Origin of the sequence: Azospirillum agricola, assembly GCF_017876095.1 — a bacterium.
GTDB lineage: Bacteria > Pseudomonadota > Alphaproteobacteria > Azospirillales > Azospirillaceae > Azospirillum > Azospirillum agricola.
Genome location: NZ_JAGINM010000033.1, coordinates 34511 through 60529, shown reverse-complemented (window position 1 = coordinate 60529; position 26019 = coordinate 34511). Strand labels below are relative to the sequence as shown.

The 26019-nt window shown below is 70.4% G+C and carries 23 protein-coding genes; 8 read left to right on the top strand and 15 right to left on the bottom strand.

What is annotated here, in order from left to right:
- Window positions 1-516 precede the first annotated feature (516 nt).
- The 6 genes from J2847_RS30970 to J2847_RS30945 form a co-directional block, all read right to left on the bottom strand.
- Complete coding sequence (locus tag J2847_RS30970) at window positions 517-915, bottom strand: alpha/beta hydrolase (RefSeq protein ID WP_209782576.1); 399 nt, start codon at window positions 913-915, stop codon at window positions 517-519.
- A gap of 470 nt (window positions 916-1385) precedes the next feature.
- Complete coding sequence (locus J2847_RS30965) at window positions 1386-2189, bottom strand: amino acid ABC transporter ATP-binding protein (protein WP_325169523.1); 804 nt, start codon at window positions 2187-2189, stop codon at window positions 1386-1388.
- 26 nt (window positions 2190-2215) lie between these two features.
- Window positions 2216-2920 (bottom strand): amino acid ABC transporter permease, encoded by a 705-nt coding sequence (locus J2847_RS30960; protein ID WP_209782575.1) that lies wholly within the window; start codon window positions 2918-2920, stop codon window positions 2216-2218.
- Between the two features lie 7 nt (window positions 2921-2927).
- Entirely contained in the window at window positions 2928-3575 is a 648-nt protein-coding gene (locus J2847_RS30955; protein ID WP_209782574.1) for an amino acid ABC transporter permease, read from the bottom strand.
- A 75-nt stretch (window positions 3576-3650) separates the two neighbouring features.
- The gene (locus J2847_RS30950; RefSeq protein ID WP_209782573.1) at window positions 3651-4505 is read right to left on the bottom strand and encodes a transporter substrate-binding domain-containing protein; all 855 of its coding nucleotides are present in this window, start codon (window positions 4503-4505) and stop codon (window positions 3651-3653) included.
- 85 nt (window positions 4506-4590) lie between these two features.
- On the bottom strand, window positions 4591-5418 hold the full coding sequence (locus J2847_RS30945) for a UTRA domain-containing protein (RefSeq protein WP_085552196.1): 828 nt from the start codon (window positions 5416-5418) through the stop codon (window positions 4591-4593).
- A gap of 254 nt (window positions 5419-5672) precedes the next feature.
- On the opposite strand from J2847_RS30945, the gene J2847_RS30940 reads away from it, so the two are divergent.
- From J2847_RS30940 to J2847_RS30930, 3 genes are read left to right on the top strand one after another with little or no spacing between them, the layout of a single operon-like run.
- Window positions 5673-6926: a paraquat-inducible protein A gene (locus J2847_RS30940; protein ID WP_325169522.1), complete on the top strand. Its 1254-nt coding sequence runs from the start codon at window positions 5673-5675 to the stop codon at window positions 6924-6926.
- Window positions 6923-8593 (top strand): PqiB family protein, encoded by a 1671-nt coding sequence (locus J2847_RS30935; protein ID WP_209782571.1) that lies wholly within the window; start codon window positions 6923-6925, stop codon window positions 8591-8593. Before J2847_RS30940 ends, J2847_RS30935 begins: the two co-directional genes overlap by 4 nt.
- Window positions 8590-9150, top strand: coding sequence for a PqiC family protein (locus J2847_RS30930; protein ID WP_209782570.1), 561 nt, complete (start codon window positions 8590-8592; stop codon window positions 9148-9150). Before J2847_RS30935 ends, J2847_RS30930 begins: the two co-directional genes overlap by 4 nt.
- Window positions 9151-9340: 190 nt before the next feature.
- Here J2847_RS30930 and J2847_RS30925 read toward each other — a convergent pair whose 3' ends face one another.
- Both J2847_RS30925 and J2847_RS30920 read right to left on the bottom strand, forming a co-directional pair.
- A complete protein-coding gene (locus tag J2847_RS30925; protein WP_209782569.1) occupies window positions 9341-9907 on the bottom strand; it encodes a hypothetical protein in 567 nt (188 codons plus the stop codon).
- Window positions 9908-10006: 99 nt separating this feature from the next.
- Window positions 10007-10909 (bottom strand): LysR family transcriptional regulator, encoded by a 903-nt coding sequence (locus tag J2847_RS30920; RefSeq protein WP_209782568.1) that lies wholly within the window; start codon window positions 10907-10909, stop codon window positions 10007-10009.
- A gap of 150 nt (window positions 10910-11059) precedes the next feature.
- Between J2847_RS30920 and J2847_RS30915 the strand changes: the two genes are divergently transcribed.
- Window positions 11060-12178, top strand: a complete 1119-nt coding sequence (locus tag J2847_RS30915; protein ID WP_209782567.1) for an S-(hydroxymethyl)glutathione dehydrogenase/class III alcohol dehydrogenase — start codon at window positions 11060-11062, stop codon at window positions 12176-12178.
- 26 nt (window positions 12179-12204) lie between these two features.
- The gene (gene fghA, locus J2847_RS30910; RefSeq protein ID WP_209782566.1) at window positions 12205-13056 is read left to right on the top strand and encodes an S-formylglutathione hydrolase; all 852 of its coding nucleotides are present in this window, start codon (window positions 12205-12207) and stop codon (window positions 13054-13056) included.
- 60 nt (window positions 13057-13116) lie between these two features.
- On the opposite strand, the gene J2847_RS30905 is transcribed toward fghA, so the two are convergent.
- From J2847_RS30905 to J2847_RS30895, 3 genes are read right to left on the bottom strand one after another with little or no spacing between them, the layout of a single operon-like run.
- Window positions 13117-14844 carry a ShlB/FhaC/HecB family hemolysin secretion/activation protein gene (locus J2847_RS30905; protein ID WP_209782565.1) on the bottom strand — a complete coding sequence of 576 codons (1728 nt, stop codon included), beginning with the start codon at window positions 14842-14844 and terminating at the stop codon, window positions 13117-13119.
- Window positions 14845-14866: 22 nt separating this feature from the next.
- Window positions 14867-17005, bottom strand: a complete 2139-nt coding sequence (locus J2847_RS30900; protein ID WP_209782564.1) for an adenylate/guanylate cyclase domain-containing protein — start codon at window positions 17003-17005, stop codon at window positions 14867-14869.
- 34 nt (window positions 17006-17039) lie between these two features.
- Window positions 17040-17741, bottom strand: coding sequence for a hypothetical protein (locus tag J2847_RS30895; RefSeq protein WP_209782563.1), 702 nt, complete (start codon window positions 17739-17741; stop codon window positions 17040-17042).
- Between the two features lie 278 nt (window positions 17742-18019).
- Here J2847_RS30895 and phoU point away from each other — a divergent pair, with 278 nt between their 5' ends.
- From phoU to J2847_RS30880, 3 genes are all read left to right on the top strand, one after another.
- A complete protein-coding gene (phoU, locus tag J2847_RS30890; RefSeq protein WP_233474896.1) occupies window positions 18020-18817 on the top strand; it encodes a phosphate signaling complex protein PhoU in 798 nt (265 codons plus the stop codon).
- A 211-nt stretch (window positions 18818-19028) separates the two neighbouring features.
- Window positions 19029-19961: an NAD(P)H-dependent flavin oxidoreductase gene (locus J2847_RS30885; RefSeq protein WP_209782562.1), complete on the top strand. Its 933-nt coding sequence runs from the start codon at window positions 19029-19031 to the stop codon at window positions 19959-19961.
- Between the two features lie 8 nt (window positions 19962-19969).
- On the top strand, window positions 19970-21025 hold the full coding sequence (locus tag J2847_RS30880) for a CaiB/BaiF CoA transferase family protein (protein ID WP_209782561.1): 1056 nt from the start codon (window positions 19970-19972) through the stop codon (window positions 21023-21025).
- Between the two features lie 4 nt (window positions 21026-21029).
- On the opposite strand, the gene J2847_RS30875 is transcribed toward J2847_RS30880, so the two are convergent.
- The 4 genes from J2847_RS30875 to J2847_RS30860 all read right to left on the bottom strand — a co-directional run bounded on the left by J2847_RS30875 (window position 21030) and on the right by J2847_RS30860 (window position 25984).
- Entirely contained in the window at window positions 21030-22235 is a 1206-nt protein-coding gene (locus J2847_RS30875) for a CoA transferase (RefSeq protein ID WP_209782560.1), read from the bottom strand.
- A 107-nt stretch (window positions 22236-22342) separates the two neighbouring features.
- Entirely contained in the window at window positions 22343-23095 is a 753-nt protein-coding gene (locus tag J2847_RS30870; protein ID WP_209782559.1) for a glucose 1-dehydrogenase, read from the bottom strand.
- Window positions 23096-23221: 126 nt separating this feature from the next.
- Window positions 23222-24184 (bottom strand): LysR family transcriptional regulator, encoded by a 963-nt coding sequence (locus tag J2847_RS30865; RefSeq protein WP_209782558.1) that lies wholly within the window; start codon window positions 24182-24184, stop codon window positions 23222-23224.
- 111 nt (window positions 24185-24295) lie between these two features.
- Window positions 24296-25984: an acyl-CoA dehydrogenase family protein gene (locus J2847_RS30860; protein ID WP_209782557.1), complete on the bottom strand. Its 1689-nt coding sequence runs from the start codon at window positions 25982-25984 to the stop codon at window positions 24296-24298.
- Between the last annotated feature and the right edge of the window lie 35 nt (window positions 25985-26019).

Below are 26019 nucleotides of genomic sequence, written 5' to 3'. Positions count from 1 at the left end.
GTCCAGCATGAGTGCCTCCGGCCAAGATCGTTTTCTCAGATGTACAACAGGTTTCAGTTCACTCCATCACCCAGAAACTGCCAAAGTAGTACTAACCATCACCCTGTGATCTGCGGCTGGGGAATATGCGATGCAGCGTTGCATGGCCCAGCCTCAAACCACTCAATTGCCTGAGCGGTATTGACGTATTGCTTGTGATTTTTCTCTGGAAATATGCGCAGATCGAAGTTGCAGACATTTTTCCACAAGCTTATTAACGAGATGCATGCATTGCTCTTTGGTGTAGCTCTCAGATATGATGTCGTCTCTAGATTGCGTGATGAGCATTGTGGGTTTGTCTGAGCGTGTTGTCGCCGTCGATAGAAAGTTGGTAGCGTCAGAAAAGCGCACGATATCACGATTTGGCTGGCTTTGGCTGCTGTGTAAAATATCAAGATCATAGTTATTTGAAGAGCCAAATATTTTATGAAAGATATGCTGGCGTGAATATTCCGTTCCTAAGATTTTTACTTGCGGTCAGTTAACGACAATGCCTTTTGCTTTCCATCTCAAGCCGTAAGTGAGAGCCCCAAACCCGCCCATGGAGGTGCCGAACGTGTAAGTATCGCCTCGGCAGTTATATTGGTTGCGCACCGTATCGAGAGCGGTATCCAAGAACCCCTGCATAAAAAAGTCGCCGCCCTCTCCCAACCACCAGCAACCAAAGCCATCAAGACCATATCTATCTTGCGGCGCAGTAATAGTCCAGTGTCCAGGGTATCGATACATTTGTTGAGGAATGATTGCTTCCGGTGGGTCTCGACTAATATTGAGCATTCCCGTATGGCCGTGAAACACAATCATTACAGGATCAGTTTGTGGAGTTGTCCCTGGAAAGAGCACGAATTCAAACTGCCTTCCTGTGGATTCATTCAAGCTATAATAATTGCTTCGCGCTTAGACACTTCCTAACCTCTTGGCAATGCTCGCATGGATATCTTACGACAAGCAGGGCCAATCTGCCACCGCCTGACAGAGCGCGACAACACTCCAGGCCACCCGACCCGGCGCCCGCGTGGCGCCTATTTCATGCCCGGAGCACCCTGGGATCGCGGCCTCTATGCCCCCATCGGAGCCGGCGAGTGGGAGTGCCTGCTGCGTGCCGCCGGCAGCACGGGACATCATCGTCAGAGCCGACAATCTGGCGCGGCACGTTGGCGGTGCGATCTGACCGATCCGTCGCCGCTCGACCGGGCACTCGATGGGCTGGGGCGCAGGGACAGGCCGGGGCGCCACTCGTTCGAAACTGCCGGCCAACCGATTGAAGTTACTGGCGGGTGTTTACAGGCGCGTGTTGGGGTTTTGGCATCCCAACGCCACGGCAAGTGGTTGATATAAAACGGAAATCAGAAACTGTTCCTCTCGTGGTAGGTCTGGAGGAACTGTTTCACGCGCGGTTCGCTGCTCTCGTGGAAGACCTCGCGCGGCGGGCCGAAGGCGGCGATGCGGCCGCGGTCGAGGAAAGCCACCCGGTCGGCCACGTTGGCGGCGAAGCCCATCTCGTGCGTCACCACCACCATGGTCATGCCGTCGGCCGCCAGGTCGCGCATGACCTGCAACACCTCGCCGACCAGTTCGGGGTCGAGCGCCGAGGTCGGCTCGTCGAACAGGATCAGGTGCGGCTCCATGGCGATGACGCGGGCGATGGCGACGCGCTGCTGCTGGCCGCCCGACAGGCGGGCCGGGTAGGCGTCCGCCTTCTCCGCCAGCCCGACGCGGGCCAGCATCTGGCGGGCGCGGGCGGCGGCGGCCACCTTGTCCATGCCGCGCACCTGGACCAGCGCCTCCGCCACATTCTCCAGCGCGGTCATGTGGGGCCACAGGTTGAACTGCTGGAACACCATGCCGACGTTGCGCCGCAGGTCGCGCAGCTCGCGGTTCGACAGGCGGCGGCGCGGGTCGCCCTCCGTGTAGCCGACCAGCCGGCCCTCGATGCGGATCTCGCCGCGATCATAGACCTCCAGGAAGTTGATGCAGCGCAGCAGCGTGCTTTTTCCCGAACCGCTGGGGCCGATCAGGCAGACGACCTCCGACCGGTTCACCGTCAGGTTGATATCGTGCAGAACCTCGTTGGTGCCGTAGGCCTTGCTGACGCCACGGATGCTCACCATCGGCGCCGTGGGGTCGGTGGTGGAATCCTGCCCTCGCATGGGTTTGGTTTCGGTAACGGCCGGCATCACGCCCTCGCGTTCGATGTCGTCTCCGACGGACGGGTCGTCTTCGACGGGTGGGACAGGAAACGGGTCACGCGCGCCTCGAAGCGGCGGCCGAGGCGGGACACCACCTCGACCAGCAGCCAGTAGAACAGCGCCATGGCCAGGATGGTCTCGAAGCTGGCGAAGGTCTCCGCCGCCATCGTCTGCATTTCGTACATCAGCTCCGGCACGGTGATGATCGACAGCACGACGGTCTCCTTGGTCAGGATCGCCAGCATGTTGACGATGGCCGGCACGGTGGAGACCAGCATCACCGGCAGGATGACCCGGCGCAGGATGCCGCCGTAGGGCATGCCGAGGCTGAGCGCCGCCTCCACCTGCCCCTTCGGCACGGCCTGGTAGCCGGCGCGGAAGATCTCGGCGAAATAGGCGCTGCCGTAGAGGCCGAGCCCGAGGATGCCGGCGGTCGTCGCCTCCAGCCGCAGCCCGATGGCCGGGCCGCCGCTGTAGAGCAGGAAGAGCTGGATCAGGAAGGGTGTGCCGCGGATGATCTCGATGTAGGCGCGGATCGTCCAGCGCAGCGGCTTCCAATCGATCCGGCCCAGCAGCATCAGGACGAAGCCCAGCGCCAGCCCGATGGCGCAGCCGGCCGCCCAGCACAGGATGGTGACGCCGAAGCCGCGCAGCAGCGCCGGGCCGTACTGGACGAAGAGGGTGAAATCCATGGCGGCGTCACCCCTGCTGGAGCCGGCGTTCGACCAGCGAGCCGAACAGGGCCAGCGCGCCGTTGATCGCCAGATAGATGAGTCCCGCCGCCAGATAGATCTCCAGCGGGCGGTAGTTGCTGGCCGAGATGGTCTGGCTGGTGCGGGTCAGCTCGGCCACCCCGACGACGGAGATCAGCGAGGACGCCTTCAGCAGCAGGATCAGCTCGTTCACCAGCGCCGGCACCGAGATGCGGAAGGCCTGCGGCAGCAGGATGCGCCGCCAGATGGTGATGCCGGGGAAGCCCAGCGCCAAGGCCGCCTCGGACTGGCCGTGCGGCACGGCGTTCAGCGCGCCGCGGTAGATCTCCGAGACGTAGGCCCCCGACGCGAGGCTGAGCGCGCCGATGGCGGCGACCAGCGGCGGCACGTCGATGCCGACCAGCGGCAGCATGTAGTAGATCAGCAAAAGCTGGATCAGCAGCGGCACGCCGCGGAAGAAGCTGACATAGACGCCGCCGGCCATGTCGGCCGCCCGGCTGCCCGATTGCCGCGCCACGCAGACGAGCATCCCGATCACCTGCCCCAGCATGACGCCGAGCAGCGAGATCCAGACGGTCGTCACCGCCGCCCCGAGCAGATGGGGAAGCGCGTCGATGATCACGCTGAACTTCATGAACCGAACTTCATGGCTGGGCCTCGGAGCCCTCTCCTGCGGGAGGGGGCTGCGAGGGGTTGGCGGAAGCGCCGGTCAGAGCTGCGGTTCGGGGACCGTGGTCGGCAGCTCGGCGGCGAGGCCGAACCACTTCTTCTGGATCGTCGCCAGGCGGCCGTCCTTCTGGATCGTTACCAGGGCGGCGTTGACCGCCTCGATCAGGCTCTTGTCGTCATCGGCCGGGCGGCCGACCCACGAGAAGTAGGAGGGCTTGCCGAAGGGCGGCAGGACGACCGCGAAGGTCTCCTTGCGCTGGGCGGCGGCGTAGGCGAGGTTCGGCAGCGAGTTCACCGACACGTCGACGCGGCCGGCGGCCAGATCGGCGTAGGACTGGTTGCTGTCGACGTATTCCTTGACCGTCGGCGCCGGGGTCAGCGTCGCGCCGAACTCCTTGACCTGGGCGAGCTGCGAGGTGCCCTTGCCGCCGCCGACATTCTTGCCGGCGATGTCCTCGGGCTTGTTGATGGTCTTGTCGTCGGCGCGCTTCATCATCGCCGCCGTCGCTTCCGAGATCGGAACGGTGAAGGCGTAGCGCTTCATGCGCTCCTTGGTGATCGTCACCGGGGCGATGACCAGATCGAACTTCTTGGCCTCCAGGCCGGGCAGCACGCTGGTCCAGGGCAGGTCGATGTACTTGGCCTTGACGCCCAGCTCCTTCGCCACCTCGTCGAACAGGTCGCGGTCGACGCCCTTGTACTCGTTGTTCTCGAGGAAGTCGAAGGGCGGGAACTGCATCTCGGTGGCGACGCTGATGGTGCCGGCCTTCTTGATGTCGGCCAGCGTGTCGGCCATCGCTCCGGCCGCTCCGCCGAGGGCGAGAACCGCGGCGCCCAGCAGGGCCGTCCGCACCGCACGGCCGAAACGGCCCGTCTTCTTGCCAGCGCTCGTCATCGTGAACTCCATTCGTTGAGAACCCCCTGTTGGCGGCCGGCCGCGATCGTCACGATTGATCGCCACGGTTGCCGGCCTTTTGTGTTTACAAATTAAGCTCGGTCGCGCTGTCGGTGATCGACGCGCCGCTCAGGCTGAAGCGGTCGCCGACCGAGAGGAAATGCACCAGGGTGATGGCGCGGTTCAAGTGGACGGTTTGCCGCCGGATCGACAGGCAGGCCGCCCCCGGCTCCACCCCCAGCAGCGCCGCCATGTCGGCGGTGGCGTTGACGGCGCGCACCGTGTGCTCGGCCGACGACCAGGGCACCTGGTCGACCAGCCAGCGGCTGGGCGGCACGCTGTCGAAGGGCTCCGCCGCCACCTCGGGCACGGCGTCGAGGTTGACCAGCCGGCGCTCGAACTGGATCGGCGTGCCGTCGCTGAGATGCAGGCAGTCGAGCGACAGGATCGGCGTGCCGTCGGGCACGTCGGGCCAGCGGACCGCCTCGCCGTTGCGCAGGCTCCGGCGGTCGAGGATGCGGAACTCGTAGAGGCTGCCGGCCCGCGCCACCACGTCGCCGATGTCCTCGATGGGCAGGGCGAAACGGTCGTGGCGGCCGGTGGCGACGAAGGTGCCGGCGCGGCGGCGGCGGACCAGGAAGCCCTCCCGCGCCAGCAGCGCGATGGCCTTGTGGACGGTCTGGCGCGACACGCCGTAGAGCGACGAGAGCTGCTCCTCGTTGGGGAGGCGTTCACCGGCCTGCCAGTGGCCGCGCAGGATCTGGCCGGCGACGGCGCGCTTGATCTGACCGAACAGCGGACCCTTTCCGTCGAGGCCCGGCCGAAAATCCGGTTGCGGTGCGGCGGCGCGGTCGGCTAGACCCCGTTCGGCCCCCCCTCGGTCGGTCAGGCTCTGTCGCGCCAATCCCTGCACCCCGCTCTCCGCGTCCTCGCTCGGCGTGGGTGCGATAATGTATGTACAAAATAAGACGGTCAATCGGGAAATCGGCCGTTCCACCGCGCCGCCCGCGGTTTCCTACCCCTTTCGCGGGGGGTTGCGCCGCCGCCGCTTCAAGCCAGTTAGGAAGCGGATGTTTCGTTTGTTTTCTTCCGGAGTGCCGAGCCATTTCTGACGTGCCGAGCGGGAACCGGCCAAATGGGAACCGGCCGGAGGGAGCGGTAGGCTCGGTGCGCGACGACCTCGTCGCCTGCCCCGATTGCGGGCGGCTGCACCGCGTCCGCCAGCCGCGCCCCGGCCACCGCGCCGAATGCACCCGCTGCGGCGCGGTGCTCTACCGGCGCGGCGTCGGGGGCGTCCACCACGCGCTGCCGGCGGCGCTGGCCGGCGCGGCGCTGCTGGCGCTGCTGGCGCTCAACCCGCTGATGGCGGTCCACATCCAGGGCAACGACCGCGAGGGGCTGGTCACCACCGGCATCGAGGCGCTGAACGACCAGGGCATGTGGCCGCTCGCCCTGCTGGTCGCCGCCCTGGTGCTGGCCGTCCCGGTGGCGCGGGTCGCGGGCGTGACCCTGGTGCTGTCGGCGCTGCGCGAGGGGCGGCGCCCCGGCAACCCGCGCAGCCTTGCCCGCCTGTTCGCCTGGACCGAGCGGCTGCGCGCCTGGGCGATGCTGGACGTCTTCCTGCTCGGCCTGCTGGTCGCCTATTCGCGGCTGGCCGGCTTCGCCAACGCCGAGTTCATGGCCGGCGGGCTGGCGCTCGGCGGCTATGTGCTGATCCGCACGGCGATGGACCAGACGCTCGACCGCCGCGCCGTGTGGAACGCCATCGACCACGCGCCGCCGAGCGAGGCGCCGCCGCCCGCGCGCTGGGTCGCCTGCACCGTCTGCCAGCGCGTCCACGGCTTCGATCACGCGGCCCCGGCCCATTGCACCCGCTGCGCCAGCCCGCTGCACGCGCGCGAGCCGGACAGCCTGGGCCGCACGACGGCGCTGGTGGCGGCCGGGGCCATCCTCTACGTCCCGGCCAACCTGCTGCCGGTGATGACCGTCGTCAATTTCGGCCAGGGCGCCCCCAGCACCATCCTGCACGGCGTCGTCGAACTGGCCGAGGTCGGGCTGTGGCCGCTGGCCCTGCTGGTCTTCGTCGCCAGCGTGGCCGTGCCGGTGCTGAAGCTGGCGGGGCTGAGCTGGTTCCTGATCGCCACCCGGCGCGGATCCGCCGCCCGGCTGCACGCCCGCATCCGGCTCTACCGGGTCATCGATTCCATCGGCCGCTGGTCCAACATCGACGTGTTCATGATCGCCATCCTCGCCGCCCTCGTGCAGTTCGGCGCCGTCGCCTCCATCCGCGCCGACGACGGCGCCATCGCCTTCGCCGCCGTCGTCGTCCTGACCATGCTGGCCAGCCACGTCTTCGACCCCCGGATCATGTGGGACCGGGCGGAGCCGCCGGACGAGCGGGACGGTGGAGGCGGGCCATGACCGAACGGACCCCCGTGCCGGAGGTGGAATTGCCGCGCCGCCGCCGGCTGTCGCCGATCTGGGCGCTGCCCATCGTCGCCGCGCTGATCGCCGGCTGGCTCGGCTGGCGCTGGCTGGCGGAGCGCGGGCCGCAGATCGTCATCACCTTCCAGACCGGCGACGGGCTGGAGGCCGGGCGCACCCGGATCAAGCACAAGAACGTCGATCTCGGCACCATCGAGCGGGTCCGCCTGTCCGACGACCTGTCCAAGGTGATCGCGACCGCCCGCATGGACCGCGCCGCCGCCGACCATCTGAAGGAGACCACGCGCTTCTGGGCGGTGCGGCCGCGCCTCGGTCTCGGCGGCGTGTCGGGGCTGAGCACGGTGGTGTCCGGCACCTACGTCGAGATGGAGCCGGGCGGCGGCGGCGACCGCCGCGCGTTCGAGGCGCTGGAGGAGCCGCCGGTGGTCCGCTCCGACGTGCCGGGGCGCGGCTTCAGCCTGAAGACCCAGCAGCTCGGCTCGCTGTCGCAGGGCTCGCCGGTCTATTTCCACGGCGTGCAGGTCGGCGAGGTCATGGGCTACACCCTGTCGCCGCAGGACCGCGCGGTGTCGGTGTCGATCTTCGTGCGGGCGCCCTACGACGAGCTGGTGCGCGAGAAGACCCGCTTCTGGCGCTCCTCCGGCATCCAGGTGTCCGCCGGGGCGGACGGCTTCAAGCTGCAAACCGAATCGCTGCGCACGCTGGCGCTGGGCGGCGTCGTGCTCGACACGCCGCCCGACGACCAGGCCGGCGGCCGGGCGGGGGAGGGCGCCGGCTTCACCCTCTACGAGGATCCGGTGGCCGCCGCCGACGACCGGGAGCGGCTGCGCATCCGCTACCGGCTGGAATTCCCCGGCTCGGTCCAGGGGCTCCAGGCCGGGGCGCCGGTGCTGCTGCGCGGGCTTGCGGTCGGCCGGGTGGTCGGCTTGCGGCTGGAATACGACGTGGCGCGCGGCGAGATCCGCGTGCCGGTGGAGATCGAGCTCGATTCCGACCGCGTCCAGCCGGTCAACGCCCCGCCGAACGGCCCGGCGCCCGACGAGGCGGCGGCGCGCCGCGTCGTGGCGGCGCTGGTGGAGAAGGGGCTGCGGGCGCGGCTCGCCTCGGGCAATCTGTTGACCGGGCAGAAGCTGGTGGCGCTGGATTTCGAGCCGAACGCCCCGCGCCCGGCGTCCGGCGACCCCACCGGGTCGGAGCTGCCGACGCTGGCCTCCAGCGACCTCGAATCGATCAGCCGCTCGGCCGGGGCGGTGATGGACAGCATCGCCGGGCTGCCGCTGGCCGGGCTGGTCGAGGATCTGCGCCGCACCATCCAGTCGGTCGGCGGGGTCGCCGGCTCGCCCGACCTCGCCCGCTCGCTGGCCGGTCTGGCCCGCGCGCTGGGCAGCGCCGACACGCTGATGCGCACCGCGAACACGCAGGTGCCGGCGCTGGTCGCCAGCCTGCGCGGGGTGGCGACGGCGGCCCAGGGCACGCTGGCCGCCGCCAACGGGGTGATCGGCGGAACCTCGTCGGGGACCCCCGATCTGGCCGGCGTCATGAAGCAGCTGAACGACGCCGCGCGCTCCTTCCGCGTGCTGGCCGATTATCTGGAACGCCATCCGGAGGCGCTGATCCGGGGCAAGACGGGGGATGGGCGATGAGGGGTGGGTTCGTCGGGCGGGGGCTTGTGATGGCGGTCCTGCTGCTGGCCGGCTGCCAGACGCCGGACAGCCGGCTCTACACCCTGTCGGTGCTGCCGCCGGACGGACCGGTGGGGGCGGCGGCCGGTGGGGCGCTGGCGCTGGGGGCGCTGGAACTGCCGCCGCTGGTCGACCGGCCGCAGATCGTCCGCCGGATCGACTCCAACCGGGTGGAGACGCTGGAGTTCGACCGCTGGGCCGAACCGCTGGCCGACGGGCTGCGGGCGACCCTGGCCGCCGACCTCGCCGCCCGCCTGCCGGGACGCAGCGTGCTGCCGGTGGCGGGAAGCGCCCCGGCGGCGGGCACGGCGGTGCTGTCGGTCAGCGTGCTGAGATTCGAGGCGACGGCGGACGGCCGGGTGGTGCTGGACGCACAGTGGGGGGCGGCGAACGGCCCGCGCCGGCGTGACAGCGTGGAAATCCGTGCCGCGAACGGCGAGCCGGCGGCGCTGGTCGCGGCGATGAGCCGGGCGGTGGCGGCTCTGGCCGACCGCATGGCGGCAGCCGGGCGTTTCTGAATCCCGGCCCTTGAAGGGTTGGGCTGGACCCTCAGGGCGCCGAGACACCAAGGCGCTCGACGGCGCGTTGCCACCGGCCGGGATGGGCGGCGGTGGCGGCAACGCGCCGCGGAAACCGTGATGTCTCGGCGCCCTGAGGGCCCAGAAGCCCCGGAGGGGGAGGCCCTGTCTCCCCTCGATCCACCCCGAATCAATGAACCAGGGTCGCCCCGCGATCGACCCGAGCCGTCGCGCGCGTGGTGGTGAAATCCTCGGCGTGCTGCGGCACCGGCTTGCGGCGCTCGGCCGGCCCGGCTTCGACCGGCATCGGCAGGCGCAGGCCCGCCTTGTCGAGCGCGCCCGACAGGATGCACAGCGGCGCCAGCGCCATCCGCACGCCGGCCAGCGCCAGCCAGTCGGACAGCAGCATCCCGGCCTCGCCGTGGCAGCCGTGCTGGAGCAGCGCGATCATGTCGAGCAGCTTCGCCTCGTCCCCGCCCAGCATCGGGCAGCGCGGGCGGTGGATGTCGAGCGGGCGGATCGCCGCCGCGATGGTGATCCGCATCACCGTGTCGAAGGCCACCGCCGCGTCGTTGTTCAGCCCCGCCGCCGTCAGCCCGTCCTGCCAGTGCGGGTGGGTCTCCTCCGGCGCCCGCAGCGGTTCGGCCCACAGGCGCAGAACCGAGACGACCAGCGCTTCCGCCGTCCGCAGATCCTGGAGCCGCGTGAGGCCGTCCGGTGACGCGCGGCGGCTGTGGCGGGGCGGCGTGGTCGGCATGGGGGGCTCCTTGCTCCGATTTGTCCGGGATCGATCCGGTGAACGGGCGCCAGCCTACGCAGACCTTTCTGCAAATGCAAGTCATTCTCAATAAGGTGGTCAGCGGTATTCCGGCCGCTTCGCCAAGCCCTGCCTGAGGTGGCGGATCGCCGCGTGGACCTTGGGCGGGACGTGGCGCTTCTGCGGGTAGACCGCCCAGACGGCGGTGTTGGGCGGTCGGTGCCGTTCCAGCAGCGGGACCAGCCGGCCCTCGGCGACCGGTTCCTTCACGTAATAGTCCGGCAGCTGGCACAGGCCGAAGCCGCGCAAGGCCGCGTCCAGCACGGCAACCCCGCTGTTGCAGCGCCAGCGGCCGCGCGGGCGGAACAGCCAGTCGCGGCCTCCCTCGTCGAACAGCCAGCCGTCGGAGGTGCCGATCAGGCACTGGTGTCCGGCCAGCGCCCCGAGGCTGTCCGGGATGCCGTGCCGCTCCAGATAGGCGGGGGCGGCGCACAGATGCATCGCGCGCGGGGCGATGCGGGTGGCGACGAGGCTCGATTCGTTCAGCCGTCCCAGCCGGATCGCCAGATCATAGCCCTCCTGCACCAGATCCAGGGTGCGGTTGGTCAACTCGATCTCGACGCTGAGCCGCGGGTGGCGTTCCAGCAGTTCGTTGACCAGCGGCACGACGAAGCGCTCGCCATAGGCGGTGGCGCAGGTCATGCGCAGCAGCCCCTTGGCCTCCCCCGGCCCGTCGCCCTGGAGGTCGCCGACGGCCAGGAACGCCTCGTCGCGCTCCTCCGCCAGCCGCTGGCAGCGGGCGAGGAAGGCGCGGCCGCTCTCGGTCAGGCTGACCTTGCGGGTGGTGCGGTAGAACAGGCGGGCCTGCAACCGGTCCTCCAGCCGCGCCACGCTGCGGCTGACGTGGGAGGAGGACAGCCGCAGCCGCTCCGCCGCGCGGGTGAAGCCGCCGGTCTCCGCCACCGCCACGAACTCGTCGATCCCATCCCAGCCGCCCGTCATTCCGCCGCGATCCCCGCCGATTGTCCCCACACGGCAAAAATCTATTCCCGAATTCGCCGTTCTGGCAACGACCGGGACGGGGCTACACTGGCGGCAACCGCCGCCGATCCGCGATCGGCCGAATCCGTATGTCTGGGAAGGAACACCCGCATGGTCCTGTCGCGCGCCGCCGTCGCCTGGGAAGCCAACCGCCCGCTGGAGATTGAGGAGGTCGAGGTCGCCGCCCCGAAGGCCGGCGAGGTGATGGTCCGCATCGTCGCCACCGGCGTCTGCCACACCGACGCCTACACCCTGTCGGGCAAGGATTCCGAGGGCGTCTTCCCCTGCATCCTCGGCCATGAGGGCGGCGGCGTGGTGGTGGAGGTCGGCCCCGGCGTGACCTCCGTCGCGGTCGGCGATCATGTGATCCCGCTCTACACGCCCGAATGCGGCAAGTGCAAATTCTGCCTGTCGGGCAAGACCAACTTGTGCCAGGCGATCCGCGCCACCCAGGGCAAGGGCCTGATGCCGGACGGCACCAGCCGCTTCTCGATCAAGGGCAAGCAAATCGCCCACTACATGGGCACCTCGACCTTCTCCGAATACACGGTGCTGCCGGAGATCGCGCTGGCCAGGATCAACAAGGCGGCGCCGCTGGAGAAGGTCTGCCTGCTCGGCTGCGGCGTCACCACCGGCATGGGCGCGGTGATGAACACCGCGAAGGTCGAGCCGGGCGCCACCGTCGCCATCTTCGGCCTGGGCGGCATCGGCCTGTCGGCGATCATCGGCGCCACCATGGCCAAGGCGTCGCGCATCATCGGCATCGACATCAACCCGTCGAAGTTCGAGATCGCCCGCCAGCTCGGCGCCACCGACATCGTGAACCCCAAGGACCACGACCGCCCGATCCAGGACGTCCTGGTCGAGATGACCGACGGCGGCGTCGATTACAGCTTCGAGTGCATCGGCAACGTGAACGTCATGCGCTCCGCGCTGGAATGCTGCCACAAGGGCTGGGGCGAGTCGGTCATCATCGGCGTCGCCGGCGCCGGCGAGGAGATTTCGACCCGTCCCTTCCAGCTCGTCACCGGTCGCGTCTGGCGCGGCTCGGCCTTCGGCGGCGTCAAGGGCCGCTCGGAGCTGCCGGGCATCGTCGAGCGCTATCTGGCCGGCGAGTTCGAGCTGGACACCTTCATCACCCACACCATGGGGCTGGACCGCATCAACGAGGCGTTCGACCTGATGCACGAGGGCAAGAGCATCCGCTCGGTCATCCACTACAACCAGTAAGGCCACGACCGGGGGAGATTCGGGTGATGAGCGAAGCCTTCACGATCCTGTCGGAGACCCGCGTCTTCGGCGGCTGGCTGAAGCGGGTGCGGCACGCCTCGGCGGCGCTGGACTGCGCGATGACCTTCGCGGTCTATCTGCCGCCGCAGGTGGAGGCGGGCGCGCGGGTTCCGACGCTCTACTGGCTGTCGGGCCTGACCTGCACCGACGAGAACTTCACCCAGAAGGCCGGCGCCTTCCGCGTCGCGGCGGAACTGGGGCTGGCCATCGTCGCCCCCGACACCAGCCCGCGCGGCGAGGGGGTGCCCGGCGACCCGGACGGGGCGTGGGACTTCGGCCTCGGCGCCGGCTTCTACGTCGATGCGACGGAGCAGCCCTGGGCCCGGCACTACCGCATGCACGACTACGTGACGCGGGAACTGCCGGCGCTGGTCGAGGCCGGCTTCCCGGTGAGCGGGCGCCGTTCGGTCGCCGGCCATTCGATGGGCGGGCACGGCGCGCTGGTCTGCGCGCTGAGGCATCCGGGGCTGTACCGCTCGGTGTCGGCCTTCTCGCCCATCGTCAACCCGGCGGCGGTGCCGTGGGGGGAGAAGGCGTTCGGGCGTTACCTCGGCCCCGACCGCGACCGCTGGCTGGAGTGGGACGCCTGCGCCCTGATCGCGACGGCGGCGGAGCGCCTGCCGATCCTGATCGACCAGGGCGACCGCGACGGTTTCCTGGAGGCGCAGCTGAAGCCGGAACGGCTGGTCGCGGCGGCGGAGGCGGCCGGTCATCCGCTGACGCTGCGGATGCAGCCGGGCTACGACCACAGCTACTTCTTCATCGCGACCTTCATCGAGGACCATCTGCGCCACCACGCGGCGGCGCTGGCGGGGTAGGGGTGCCGTTTCACGGCACGGGCGGCGCCTTCCGCCGCCCGTGCCGCCCCCGTGCCGCCGTCAGAACCGCGTGGACAGCGTGAAGAACGTCCGCGCCGAGCGGTCGAGCGTGCTGAGCGGCACCGTGACGAAGGGCTTCGCCAGCTCCAGGCTGGCGTCGATCCGCTTGAACACCCCGAACCGCAGCCCGACGCCGGCCGAGGCGAGCGACCGCCGGCCGTGCCGCGACCCGCCCTCGTAGTTCCACACCGCGCCATAGTCGGCGAAGCCGTAGAGCATGGCGTAGTCCAGATCGGGCTCTGCCGTCTCGGCGATGTGCTGAAGCTCGACGCGGGTGGAAAAGCCGTTGTCGCCGCTGATCTCCGAGGAATCGAAGGCCCGGCCGTAATATTTGCCGCCGACGCCGAATTCCTGCGTCGACAGCAGCTCGTCCGGGCTGTACTGCGCCTCGCCGGACAGGACGAGGACGTTGCTTTCGTCGAGCTTCTGGTTGCGCTGGGCGGTGAGATTGATCTTGCGGAAGTCGCTGCGCCCGCCGGCCCGCGACAGGTCGGCGCTGCCCGAGCGGGTGGCGTTCAGGATGTCCAGACCCTTGGAGAGCTGGACCGTCACCAGGTTGGTGCCGTCCCAGCCGTCCGACACGTCGTAGGACAGGCCGGCCGTGAGGACGCGCAGGCGGTCTTCCGAAAGCTTCTCGCCCAACGCCATGGTGCGGCTGTTGTGGAGGGTGAGGCCGACGTCGCCGCGCAGCGTCTCGGCCCGGCTGCGCAGGAAGGGGTGCGACAGGCCGATGCGGGCCGAGGAGGTCAGGTTGTCCAACTCCAGCGGACGGACGCTGTCGCCCGGCTTCGACCAGGAGCGGCGGACGCCGTATTGCAGAAGCGTCCCCTCCGCGTCGACCGGCACCGCCTGACCGAGATCGAGGAAGCGCATCTCGCGCGCCTGCTGGGTGACGATGCCCTGGGCGGTGGTGCGCTCGAACAGGCCAAGCTGGTCCTCGACGTTGACCAGCCCGGTCAGCTGCATCGGCCCGACCGAGCGGGTGCCCCGGTTGTCGAGCATCAGCAGCCCGTCCATCGGCGTGCGTTCCAGCGTCAGGGTCAGCTGCGAGGCGCCGGGCGTGTCGGGCGACGCCTCCAGCACCGTCTTCACCGCGACGCCGGGCAAATCGTCGGCGAGCAGGACGTAGCGCTCCATGTCGGCCATGCGCAGCGGGCGCGACGCCTTGATCTTCTCGCCCATCCGCCGCAGCAGGCCGAGCCGGTCGGCGGCCTCGCCCTGGACCAGCACCTCGCTGACATAGCCCTCCACCACCTCCAGCCGGACGATTCCGTTGCGGATGCGCTGGGCCGGAACGATGGCCTGGGACAGCACGTAGCCGTCGTTGCGGTACTTGGCGGTGATGGCGTCGCGCAGGCCGTAGAGGTCGGCCAGCGTCACCGGCTTGCCCAGCCGGTCGCGCCACAGCCCGGCCAGCTCCGCTGTGCCGTAGACGCTGTTGCCGGAGATTTGAAGCTCGTTCAGGGTCAGGGTGATGCGCTCGGCGTCCTTGGGCGGCGGCGCCTTGTCGGGCGCCGGCATCTCCAGCTCGGGCTGCGACTGCGGGGTCGGCGGGCGCTCGAAGCGCTGCTCCAGCCGGCTGGGGTCGAGCGAGGGCGGCAGCACCGGCGGCACGGTCTGCGCCAGGGCGGCCCCGCCGCCCAAGATGCTTCCCAGGACACCGCAGAGCAGGAGGGTGGAGAGCCGGCGCGACGAGGGCCGGCGATGCGGCGTGCTGGTACGGTGCATGGTGGCGCTTGTTTCTCGAAGCCTATTTCTCGGTCAGGGCGGTGATGCCGGTCCAGCCCGGCTCGGGCGTGGCGCCGACGTGTTTCCCGGCCTTGCGCAGCATGGCGGCGGCGGCGCTGTCGAAGGCGGCGAGCGCGGTGAAGCCGGCCGCCGCCGCGTCGAAGCGGCCGGCGCGCCAGTCGGCCAGCGCCCGCGCGTAGGCGGCGCGGGCGGCGGAATCCTCGGGGTCGGCGCGGCGTGCCTGCGACAGCGGCTCGAACACCGCGACCGGCTCGCTGCGGCCGACGACCTGGACGGTGTCGAGCGCGCGGAAGGCGTCGGGGTCGCCGTGATGCGCCACCGTCTCGCCGCTGACCATCATCGGCGTGCCGTAATATTTGTTGGCGCCCTCCAGCCGCGAGGCCAGATTCACCGTGTCGCCCATCACCGTGTAGTTGAAGCGGCGCGGCGAGCCGATGTTGCCGATCAGGGCCGGGCCGGTCGCCAGGCCGATCCGGCAGTCGCCGCGCCCGCTGCCGGTCGCCAGCAGCGTCGGGTCCTCGTCCATCGCCCGCCGCATGGCCAGCGCCGCGTCGACCGCCGCGCGGGCGTGGTTGTCGATGGCGTAGGGGGCGCCGAACACCGCCAGCACGGCGTCGCCGATGTATTTGTCGACGAAGCCGCCATGCGCCTCGACGATGTCGGTCATCACCGTGAAGTAGCGGTTCAGCACCAGCACCAGGGCTTCCGGCTCCATCCCCTCCGACATCTTGGTGAAGCCGGCGATGTCGGAGAACAGGATGGTCAGGTTCCGCTCCTCGCCGCCCAGGCTGGGCGACTGGCCCGACGCGATCATGTCGTCGATCAGCGAGCCCGGCAGGTAGAGCTTGAAGGCGTTGCGGATCTGGCGCTGGTCGCGGTCGAGCACGGCGAAGCGGAAGCCCAGCAGCAGCGGGAACACCAGCATCGCGGCGAGCGCCGCCTGGAGCCAGGGCAGCACCAGCCCGGCCTGGAACGCCTCGACCGCGACGCCGCTCCACAGCGCCAGCAGCCCGAGCAGCCCGGCGGCGGCCAGCCCCGGGCGGGTCGCGAGCGTGATCGCGGCGGCCGCCGCGGCCAGCAGCAGCACCAGCGCGGCGCCGGCCGTCCGTCCGGTCTCGGCCAGCCCGTCATGGACGATCATGTTGGAGATGGCGGCGGCGTGGATGTAGACGCCGGGGATGGAGTCGCGGCGCAGGCCGTCGACATACAGGTCGCCCATCACCGGCAGGGCGCAGCGTTCCGGCAGGTTCAGCCCCTCCGGCTTGGTCACCCAGCGGTTGGAGGAGAGCTTGCGGTCCTCGACGTCGAGCACGGTGCCGACCATCACCGCCTTGCCCTTGAAATGCCGTTCGAAGAAGGCGGTGTTGCCGGCCTCGGCGCAGGCGTACAGGTCGGCCAGCGAGTAGGTCGGGATGGCCCCCGCCGCCGTCGCGTGGTTGACCAGCATGCGGTTGCCAGGTCCGCCGGGCAGGCGGTAGCCGTTCAGCGTCGTCCAGCCGTCGGCTCCGCGCTCCAGCGGCTTGGCCAACGCGCGCGACGCGACCTCCGCCGCCATGCCGGGCTCCGGGCGGGGCGCGCCGTCCGGCCCGGCGACGTTGAGCGTCACCGGGACGCGGCGCAGCACGCCGTCGGGATCCTCGACCAGATTGACCGAGCGGATGTTGCCGGCCCCGGCGGCGATCTGGTAGCCGCGGTAGGGCAGCAGCGGGTTGCTCTGGTGCTGCACCTTGGCCAGCACCAGCCGCCCCTCCTTGCCGCCGCGCCGCAGGGTCAGCAGATACTCGCGCTCGAAGCCGGGGATCAGCGTCTCGACCGAGGTTGGGTGGACGAGGTCGAGGCCGATCGCCGCCGCCCCGCCATCGAGCATGCCGGCCACCACCCGACCCAGCTTCGGCCCCCACAGCGCCTGCGGCGTGCCGGCGAAGGGCGGGCGGCGGTAGGTCTCCTCGTCGATGCCGACGACGACGACCGGCGACGGGTCCGGGGCCGGCTTGGCCCCGTGCACCCGCTCGCGCAGCCAGTAGAGGCTGTCGATCGACGGCCCCTGAAGCTCCGCCGACAGCGCCAGGGCCAACCCGGCGGCGACGAGCGGAGCGGTGGCGCCCAGCAGGATCAGGCGCAGGCGCCGGGGCAGCCTCATCGTCCGCAGCCTCATCGTCGGCGGCCGGCTGCGATCAGAAGCGGATCAGACGGCCGAGCGCCGGCCCCGCCTCGTCCTTGGCCTGGGGGTCGATCTTCACGACGTAGGACTTGGATCCGGCCGCGACCTTGTAGAGGCCGCCGGGGACCAGCGCCGTGTCGCTCTTGGCGGTGTCCAGCGTGGTGCCGGGCACGTCGACCGTGACGGGGGTGCTCCCCGTCTGGTCCAGCCGCTCGAAGGTGACCGGGCCGGGGGCGGCCAGGAGCAGAACCGGCCGGGTCTTGTAGAGGGTCAGGTCGGGCTTGGGCTTGGGCGGCGCGGCGCCCGGCAGGTTAATGGGGGCGCTGCGGAACACGGTCACCCCGGCCTTGCCGGCCTCGTTGGCGGACAGCAGCAGCTTGCCGCCGTCGCAGGGCAGGGTGTGGCGGTCGATCTTGCCGCCCGACACCGTCGATTCGCGGGCGCCGACGGTGACGCCGCCGCCGGTGATCGTCTCGTTGACGCAGGAATCGAGGTAGCTCAGCGTCAGGGTCTGGCCGGCGGCCAGCGTCACGGTCTGGCCGGCGCTGAGATAGTCCATCGGCTGGACCCCGGCCACGCCGTCGGACACGTCCTCGACCAGCGCCGCCGGCTGGGCGCCGGCCTGGGCGGCGGGCGCGTTGGCGAGGGCGGGCGATGCCCCGAGCAGCAGCAGGGCGGCAAGCGCCTGGGCGGGCGTCTGGAACGCGACGGACATGGTGGTCGGCCTCCCGGTTCGGTGTTCGGCGCGGAGCGTTCCGGTCGAACGATAAAATCCTTCCTATCCCTTTAGCGAAGTTACCCGCCCACTTCAAACCCCTTGCGTGTAATAAAAAGCTTGTCACGGCCAGCATCGGCCCTTGCCGTGTCACGATATTGAAATATTGCTGCAACCGGCGCGTCACCGGCGGCGGCTATTCTGCGCCATCGCGTGCGGGGCCGGGAGGGCCGCGTGCCCGGTTGCGTGCGAACGGATTGAAGGCATCGCGGCGGATCATGGGCTCTGAACACATCGTCCGCTCCTTCGCGCAGGAGCTTCAGCGGCTGGGCAACCTCGTCACCCAGATGGGCGGCGTCGCCGAGGCCCAGGTCGAGGCCGCGGTCAAGGCGGTCGCCCGCCGCGACGTCGGGCTGGCCTCGCAGGTGATGCAGGCCGACGCCCGGCTCGACGCCTACGAGCGCGACATCGACGCCGAGGCGGTGCGGCTGCTGGCCCTGCGCCAGCCGATGGCGCAGGACCTGCGCGAGATCGTTTCGTCGCTGAAGATCGCCGCCGACCTGGAGCGCATCGGCGACTACGCCGCCAACATCGCCAAGCGGTCGCTGGCGCTGGCGCAGGTGCCGGTGGTGCGGCCCGCCGTGGGGATCCCGCGCATGGGCCGGCTGGTCGAGACCATCATGAAGGAGGTGCTCGACGCCTACATCGAGCGCGACGTCGACAAGGCCGTCGCGGCGTGGGAGCGCGACGAGGAACTGGACGACCTCTACACCAGCCTGTTCCGCGAGGTCCTGACCTACATGATGGAGGATCCGCGCAACATCACGCCCTGCACCCACCTGCTGTTCATGGCGAAGAACCTGGAGCGCATCGGCGACCACGCGACCAACATCGCCGAGACCATCCACTTCCTGGTGGTCGGGTCGCCGCTGGCGCTGGCCCGGCCCAAGAGCGACGGATCGAGCTTCGCCGTGGTGACTCCCGGCGCGCTTCCAGGCGCCGTGGCGGTCGCAGGCTCCCCGCCGCCGGACCAGGACGCGCTGGACGGCGACGAGGGGCCGGCCGACGCCGGGTGACCGGGGCCACGGCGCTGTTTCAGACATGACATCCGGTCCGCCGGCCGCCTCGCGCGCGCCGGCATTTTTCTGGCTTCTCCGGCAGGTCCCACGGTGACGGGCCGCGCGCCCGCGAAAGCGGCTTGCATCGGTTCGCTCCCTCGACAATTGTGGACGCCAACGACGACGCCCGTGACGCTGACACGGGCCAACCCTGTCCGAAGGAGCGTCCATGCCGGTGCCTGCCCAACTGTCGACGGGACTGAAGCTGCCCGCGATCGTCTCGCCGATGTTCCTGTCCTCCGGCCCCGACCTCGTCGTCGAGACCTGCCGGTCGGGCCTGATCGGGACCTTCCCGACGCTGAACCAGCGCAGCACCGCCGGCTACGAGGACTGGCTGTTCGAGATCCGGGAACGGTTGGGTGCGCAGGACTCGGCGGCCCCCTTCGGCGTGAACCTGATCGTCCACAAGTCCAACGCGCGTCTGAACGACGATCTGGCGATGACCGTCAAGCACAAGGTGCCGCTGGTCATCACCTCCCTGGGCGCGGTGCGCGAGGTGGTGGACGCGGTGCATTCCTACGGCGGCGTCGTCTTCCACGACGTCATCGGCCGCCGCCACGCCGAGAAGGCGGCGGAGGCCGGGGTCGATGGCATCATCGCGGTGTGCGCGGGCGCCGGCGGCCATGCCGGGACGCTGAGCCCCTTCGCGCTGGTGCCGGAAATCCGCGCGGTCTTCGACGGCACCATCGTGCTGGCCGGCGCCATCTCGACCGGCGCCCACATCGCGGCGGCGCGGGCGCTCGGCGCCGACCTCGCCTATCTCGGCACCCGCTTCCTCGCCACCGAGGAGGCCATGGTGAACGAGGAGCACAAGCGGATGATCCTGGAATCGACCGCCAAGGACATCCTCTACACGGCGGCGATCAGCGGGGTGAACGCCAATTTCCTGACGCCCAGCATCGTGCGCGCCGGCCTCGACCCCGACAATCTGAAAGGCCACGCCAAGCTCGACATGGGCAGCGAGGCCAAGGTCTGGAAGGACGTCTGGTCGGCCGGGCAGGGGGTCGGGTCGATCAACGACATCCTGCCCGCCGCGCAACTCTGCGAGCGGCTGATCCGCGAGTATCGCGAGGCGCGCGCGGCGCTGGCCTCCGGCCTCTAGGAGCCGCCATGACCGACGATTCCCTCGCCGACCCCGCCCTTGCGGGCCAGCCGGGCGCCGGCCCGCTGGCCGGCATCCGGGTGGTGGATCTCAGCAGCCTGCTGCCCGGCCCGCTCGCCGCCGAGACCCTGGCGGAGGCCGGGGCCGAGGTGCTGAAGATCGAGCCGCCCGGCGGCGACGGCGTCTTCGGCCTGCCGGCCGGCCCGGTCTGGGGCGGGGCGGCGCACGCCCTGCTCAACCGGGGCAAGCGGGTGGTGCGGCTCGACCTCAAGAGCGGGGAGGGGCGGGCCGAGCTGCGCCGCGCGCTGGAGGGCGCCGACGTGCTGATCGAGCAGTTCCGGCCGGGGGTGATGGCCCGGCTCGGCTTCGACTTCGCCACCGTGTCGGGCTGGAATCCGCGCCTCGTCTATTGCTCGATCACCGGCTACGGGCAGGAGGGGCCGGCGGCCGGCGACGCCGGGCACGATCTCAACTATGTGGCGGCCGCCGGGCTGCTGGCCGAGCCGCCGCCGGGAACGCCGGCCGACGCCGTGGCGGAACCGCCGCCGGTCCTGGCCGCCGACATCGGCGGCGGGACCCTGCCGGCGCTCGTCAACATCCTGCTGGCGCTGTGGGACCGGCAGAGGACCGGGCGCGGCCGTCACCTCGACATCGCCATGGCGACGATGGTGCGGGCCTTCGCCTTCCCGCACCGGCCGACGCTGGACGCCTTCGGCGCGCTCACCCCGGCCGGCATGGGCGGGCTGACCGGCGGTTCCGCCCGCTACGCGGTCTACCCGACGGCCGACGGGCGCCGGCTGGCGGTGGCGGCGCTGGAGCCGAAATTCTGGGACAATGTCTGCCGGATCATCGGGCTGCCGGAGGCGCTGCGCGACGATTCCCGCGACCCCGCCGCGACCCGCCGGGCGGTGGCCGAACGGCTGCTCACCCGGACGGCGGCGGACTGGATGACCGCCTTCGGCGGCGACACCTGCGTCTCGCCGGTCCGCACGGCGGCCGAGGCGCTGGCGGGGGAGGAGTCCTATCCCATGCCGCTCGTCCCCGGCCTGCGGCGCGGCCGGTGACGCTTCAGGCCACCACGCCGGAATCGTGCAGGCGCCCGATCTCGGCGGCGGACAGCCCGAGCAGGTCGCCCAGCACCGCGTCGGTGTCCTGGCCCAGCCGGGGCGCCGGGCGGTGGTCGGTTCGCTCGCCCAGTGCCGGGAAGCTCAGCGGCGATCCGGGCACCATCAGCCGTCCGACCTCCGGCTGTTCGATCTCGCGGAACAGCGGGTTGGCGGTGGAGCAGCGCGGATCCTCGGCGACGAGCTGGCCGAAGTCGCGGTAGGGTCCCCACAGCACGCCCGATCCGGCGAAGGCGGCCTCGACCTCCGCCAGGGTCCGGGCGGCGAACCAGGGGGCGAGCACGGCGGAGATGGCGTCGCGCGCCAGGAAGCGTCCGCCCTCGTCCTCCATGTCCACGCCCATCAGCGGGCCGATCATCGCCAGCCTGTCGGCCAACCCGGTCGCCTTGCCGATCGCCCGCCACTGGCGGTTGGAGATGGCGACGATCATCGCCCGGCGGCCGTCCGAGGTCGGGAAGTCGCGGCCGAAGGCGCCGTACAGGTCGTTGCCGATCGGCGGACGGACGGCGCTGTTCACCCGCACGTCGGCGAGGTAGCCGAGGTTGCCGATGGTCGCCAGCATCACGTCGGCCAGCGCCACCGTCACCTCCTGCCCTTGCCCGGTGCGGCGGCGGTGGCGTTCGGCGGCGAGCAGGCCGGTGGTCAGGTAGAGACCGGCGGCGACGTCCCAGGCCGGCAGCACATGGTTGACCGGCTCGCCGCCGCGCCCGGTCGCCATCGGGAAGCCGCCGGCGCAGTTGATCGTGTAGTCGATCGCCGCCGAGCCGTCCGGGTTGCCGGTCAGCCGCAGCATGATCAGATCCTCGCGCGCGGTGGACAGCGCCGCGTGGCTCATCCAGCCGCTGGCCGGCAGGTTGGTCAGCAGGATGCCGGCGTCCTCGCCCGGCGCCGTGATGATCGCCTGGGCGATCTCGCGCCCCTCCGGCTTGTCGAGCGCCAGCGTCACCGACCGCTTGGCCTTGTTCAGGGCGGTCCAGTAGAGGCTGGTTCCGGCGGGGGAGACCGGCCAGCGGCGGTAATCGATGTTGCCGCCGATGGGATCGATGCGGATCACGTCGGCCCCGAGCTGGGCCAGCGTCATGCCGCCGAGCGGCGCCGCGACGAAGGCGGAGATCTCGACGACGCGCAGGTCGGACAGAATCTGGGGCATGGGGGCGGTCCGTGAGGGGGCTGGTTGGGGGCCATGGGCGCCGACAAGGCGCCTCTTCCTCGGGGAAGAGGGCCTTGTCCGTGTTTATGGGATGACTCCGACGCCGCTCACACGCACCGCCCGCCGTCGATCTCCAGCACCACGCCGGTCAGGAACTCCGCCTCGTCGGAGGCGAGGTAGAGCGCCGCGTTGGCGACGTCGCTCGGCTTGCCGAGGCGGCCGAGCGGCACGATGCCGAGCATCCGGGCGCGCTTCTCCGGCGTGTCGCCGCCCATGAAGGTGGCGAGCAGCGGTGTCTCGGTGGCGACCGGGGCCAGCGCGCAGACGCGGATGCGGTCGGGCGCCAGCTCCAGCGCCAGCGACTTGGTGATGTTGTGCACCGCCCCCTTGGTGGCGTTGTACCAGACCAGGCCCGGACGCGGCCGCAGGCCGGCGGTGGAGCCGAGGTTGAGGATCACGCCCGACTGCTGGGCCCGCATCTGCGCGACGACCGCCTTGGAATAGAGGTAGATCGACTTGACGTTCAGCGCGAAGACCCGGTCGAACTCCTCCTCGGTCACATCCTCGAAGGGGCCGTTGGCGTGGGTCGAGCCGGCGTTGTTCACCAGGATGTCGAGCCGGCCGAACTTCTCCACCGTCGCCGCGACGGTCATCTCGACGTCGGCGGCGCGGGTCACGTTGGCGGCGATGCCGACGGCGTTCCCGCCCAGGCTTTCGGCGACCGAGCGGGCGGCGTCGCCGTTGATGTCGACGACGGCGACGCGGGCGCCCTCGCGCACGAAGGTCTCGGCCATCGCGAGCCCGAGCCCCTGCGCGGCGCCGGTGATCAGGGCGACCTTGCCGTCCAGGCGCTTGGTCATTCTCGTTCCTCCCCAAAGGATTATCTGTGATGGGGGGAGGCTATCGGCCCGCATTCGCTCGTGCTATGGACCATCCGTCATAGCTGCTATCAGCAAATCCCCGCGCCGGAATCCCCCGCACCGGCGTCAGGAGGCGGGTTCCGGCGCACCGCCATGGGCGACGACCTTGCCCTTCAGCACGCCGTTCGCCACGCATTTCGCCACCTCGGCGTGAATCAGGCGCAGCAGCGCGCGCGTCGCCTTGGACACCGGCTGGTGCAGCGGCGTCGCGGTGACGAGCATGGCGTGCATGTCCTTGGAGCCGATCTCGCGGGCGATCAGCCGGCCCTGCCGCACCTCGCGGTGGACGGCGCCGAAGGGCAGGATGGTCGATCCGATCCCTTCTTCGACCAGCTGCTTGATGGCGGTGACGGAGTTGATCTCCATGTCGACCTGGAGGTCGATCTCGGCGCGGCGGACGGCGGCGTCGACGACCCGGCGCAGCCCGTTCTCAAGCCCCGGCAGAACCAGCCGCAGGTCGCCCAGCATGGCGACCGGCACCGGCCCGTCGTCGGTGGCCGCCTCGCCCGCATCCTTCGCGGACTGGATCAGCATCAGATTCTCGACCAGCAGCGGCGAGGACAGCATGCTGCGCCCGCGCCGGGCGTCGTAGAGCACGGCGAGGTCGAGCCGGCCGCCCTCCACCCATTCCAGCAGGGTGCCGCTGAACACCTCGTGGATGCGCAGCGTCGCGTCGGGATAGCTCTCGTGGAAGCGCCGGGCGAGTGGGGCGCCGAGCGTGGCGCAGATCGACGGGGGGAGGCCCAGGGTCACGCTGCCGGTCAGGCGTTCGGACTGGTCCTGGATCTCCTCCTTGATCTCGGCGAGCGCGCCCAGCAGATGGCGGACGACATCGTAGAGCTTGCGCCCCGGCTGGGTCAGCGAGACGCCGCGCCCATGGCGGTAGAACAGGCTGGTGCGCAGCTCATGCTCCAGCTTCTGGACCTGACGGCTCAGCGCCGGCTGGGTGATGCCCAGCTTGACCGACGCCTTGGAGAAGCTGCCGAGGTCGGCAACCTGCACGAAATACCGCAGTTCCAGAAGTTCCATGGGAATCCGCCCTCGCCATCGCCTTTCCCTTCCGGATAGCGAATACGCGGATATGTGACAAGCGATGTCCCGGCGGGCCGGCCGCGCCGGGAGGTCCGTTGCCCCCCGGGATCAGTTCCGCCGGGACAGAAGACCGCGCGCCACGACCTGCGCCTGGATTTCGGCGGCGCCCTCGAAGATGTTCAGGATGCGGGCGTCGCACAGCACGCGGCTGACCGGGTATTCCACCGCATAGCCGTTGCCGCCATGGATCTGCACGGCGTTGTCGGCGTTCGACCAGGCGACGCGGGCGGCGAGCAGCTTGGCCATGCCGGCCTCGATGTCGCAGCGGCGGTCGCTGTCCTTCTCGCGCGCGGCGAAGTAGGTGAGCTGGCGGGCGATCATCGTTTCCACCGCCATCCAGGCCAGCTTGCCGGCGACGCGCGGGAAGGCGGTCAGCGGCTTGCCGAACTGGACGCGCTCCTGGGCGTAGCGGAGGGCAAGCTCCAGGGCGTTCTGGGCGACGCCGACGGCGCGGGCGGCGGTCTGCACGCGGGCGGATTCGAAGGTCGCCATCAGCTGCTTGAAGCCCTGGCCCTCGACCCCGCCCAGCAGGTTGGCGGCGGGAACGGCGAAACCGTCGAAGCCGATCTCGTACTCCTTCATCCCGCGATAGCCCAGCACCGGGATTTCGCCGCCGGTCATGCCCTCGGCCGGGAAGGGATTCTCGTCGGTGCCGCGCGGCTTCTCGGCCAGCAGCATGGACAGGCCGCGATATCCGGGGGCGTTGGGGTCGGTGCGGACCATCAGCGTCATCAGGTCGGACCGGCTGCCGTGGGTGATCCAGGTCTTGTTGCCGGTGACGCGGTAGACCTCGCCGTCCAGCACCGCGCGGGTGCGCAGCGAGCCGAGGTCGGAGCCGGTGTTGGGCTCGGTGAAGACGGCGGTCGGCAGGATCTCGCCGGACGCGATGCGCGGCAGCCACCGCTGCTTCTGCGCCGGGGTGCCGCCCAGCCGGATCAGCTCGGCGGCGATCTCCGCGCGGGTGCCGAGTGAGCCGACGCCGATGTAGCCGCGCGACAGCTCCTCCGTCACCACGCACATGGCGAGCTTGCCCATGCCGAGCCCGCCATCCTCCTCCGGGATGGTCAGGCCGAAGACGCCCATCTCCGCCATCCGGCCGACGACGTCCAGCGGGATCAGTTCGTCCTTCAGGTGCCACTCGTGGGCGTGCGGCTCGACCGCGTCGGCGACGAAGCGGCGGAACTGGTCGCGCACCATGCCCAGCGCCTCGTCCTCCAGCGCCAGCTCGCCGAAGCCGCCGCCGTGCAGCGCGTCGGCCAGCCCCTCGGCGATGCTGAGCCGCAGGGCCGACGCGTTGCCGGCCGCGATCAGCCGGCGCACGGCGTCGCTGCGGAAGGCGGCGCGGTCCTCGTCGGTCAGGCCGAAATCGGCCGGGCGGACGATCTCGCCCTGGCTCATGGCGAGGCCGCCGTCGAGCTGGGCCAGATACTCGCCGAAGGCGGCCTGGAGGATGGCGGACTCCAGTTCGCCGAGCCGGTCGGCGCGGTCGAGCCGTTCGGCCCAGCCCCGCATCTGGCGCAGCGCCTCGGCGTAGGTGGCGACCCAGGCGAAGCCGTGCGCCGCCATCTGGTGGCGGTCGAGCAGCGCCGCGTCGGGCGCGCCGTCGGGCGCCACCAGGGCGGCGACCCCCCGCTCGGCCGCCTCGCGCAGCCGGGCCACCGCGTCGAGCGCCGAGGCGGTCGCGGCCAGCAGGTCGGGAAGCAGCAGGGACGGGGTGTCGGTCACGCTCGTGCTCATGGCTTTGCCTTCGTTTCCTCGTTGGGTCGTCATCG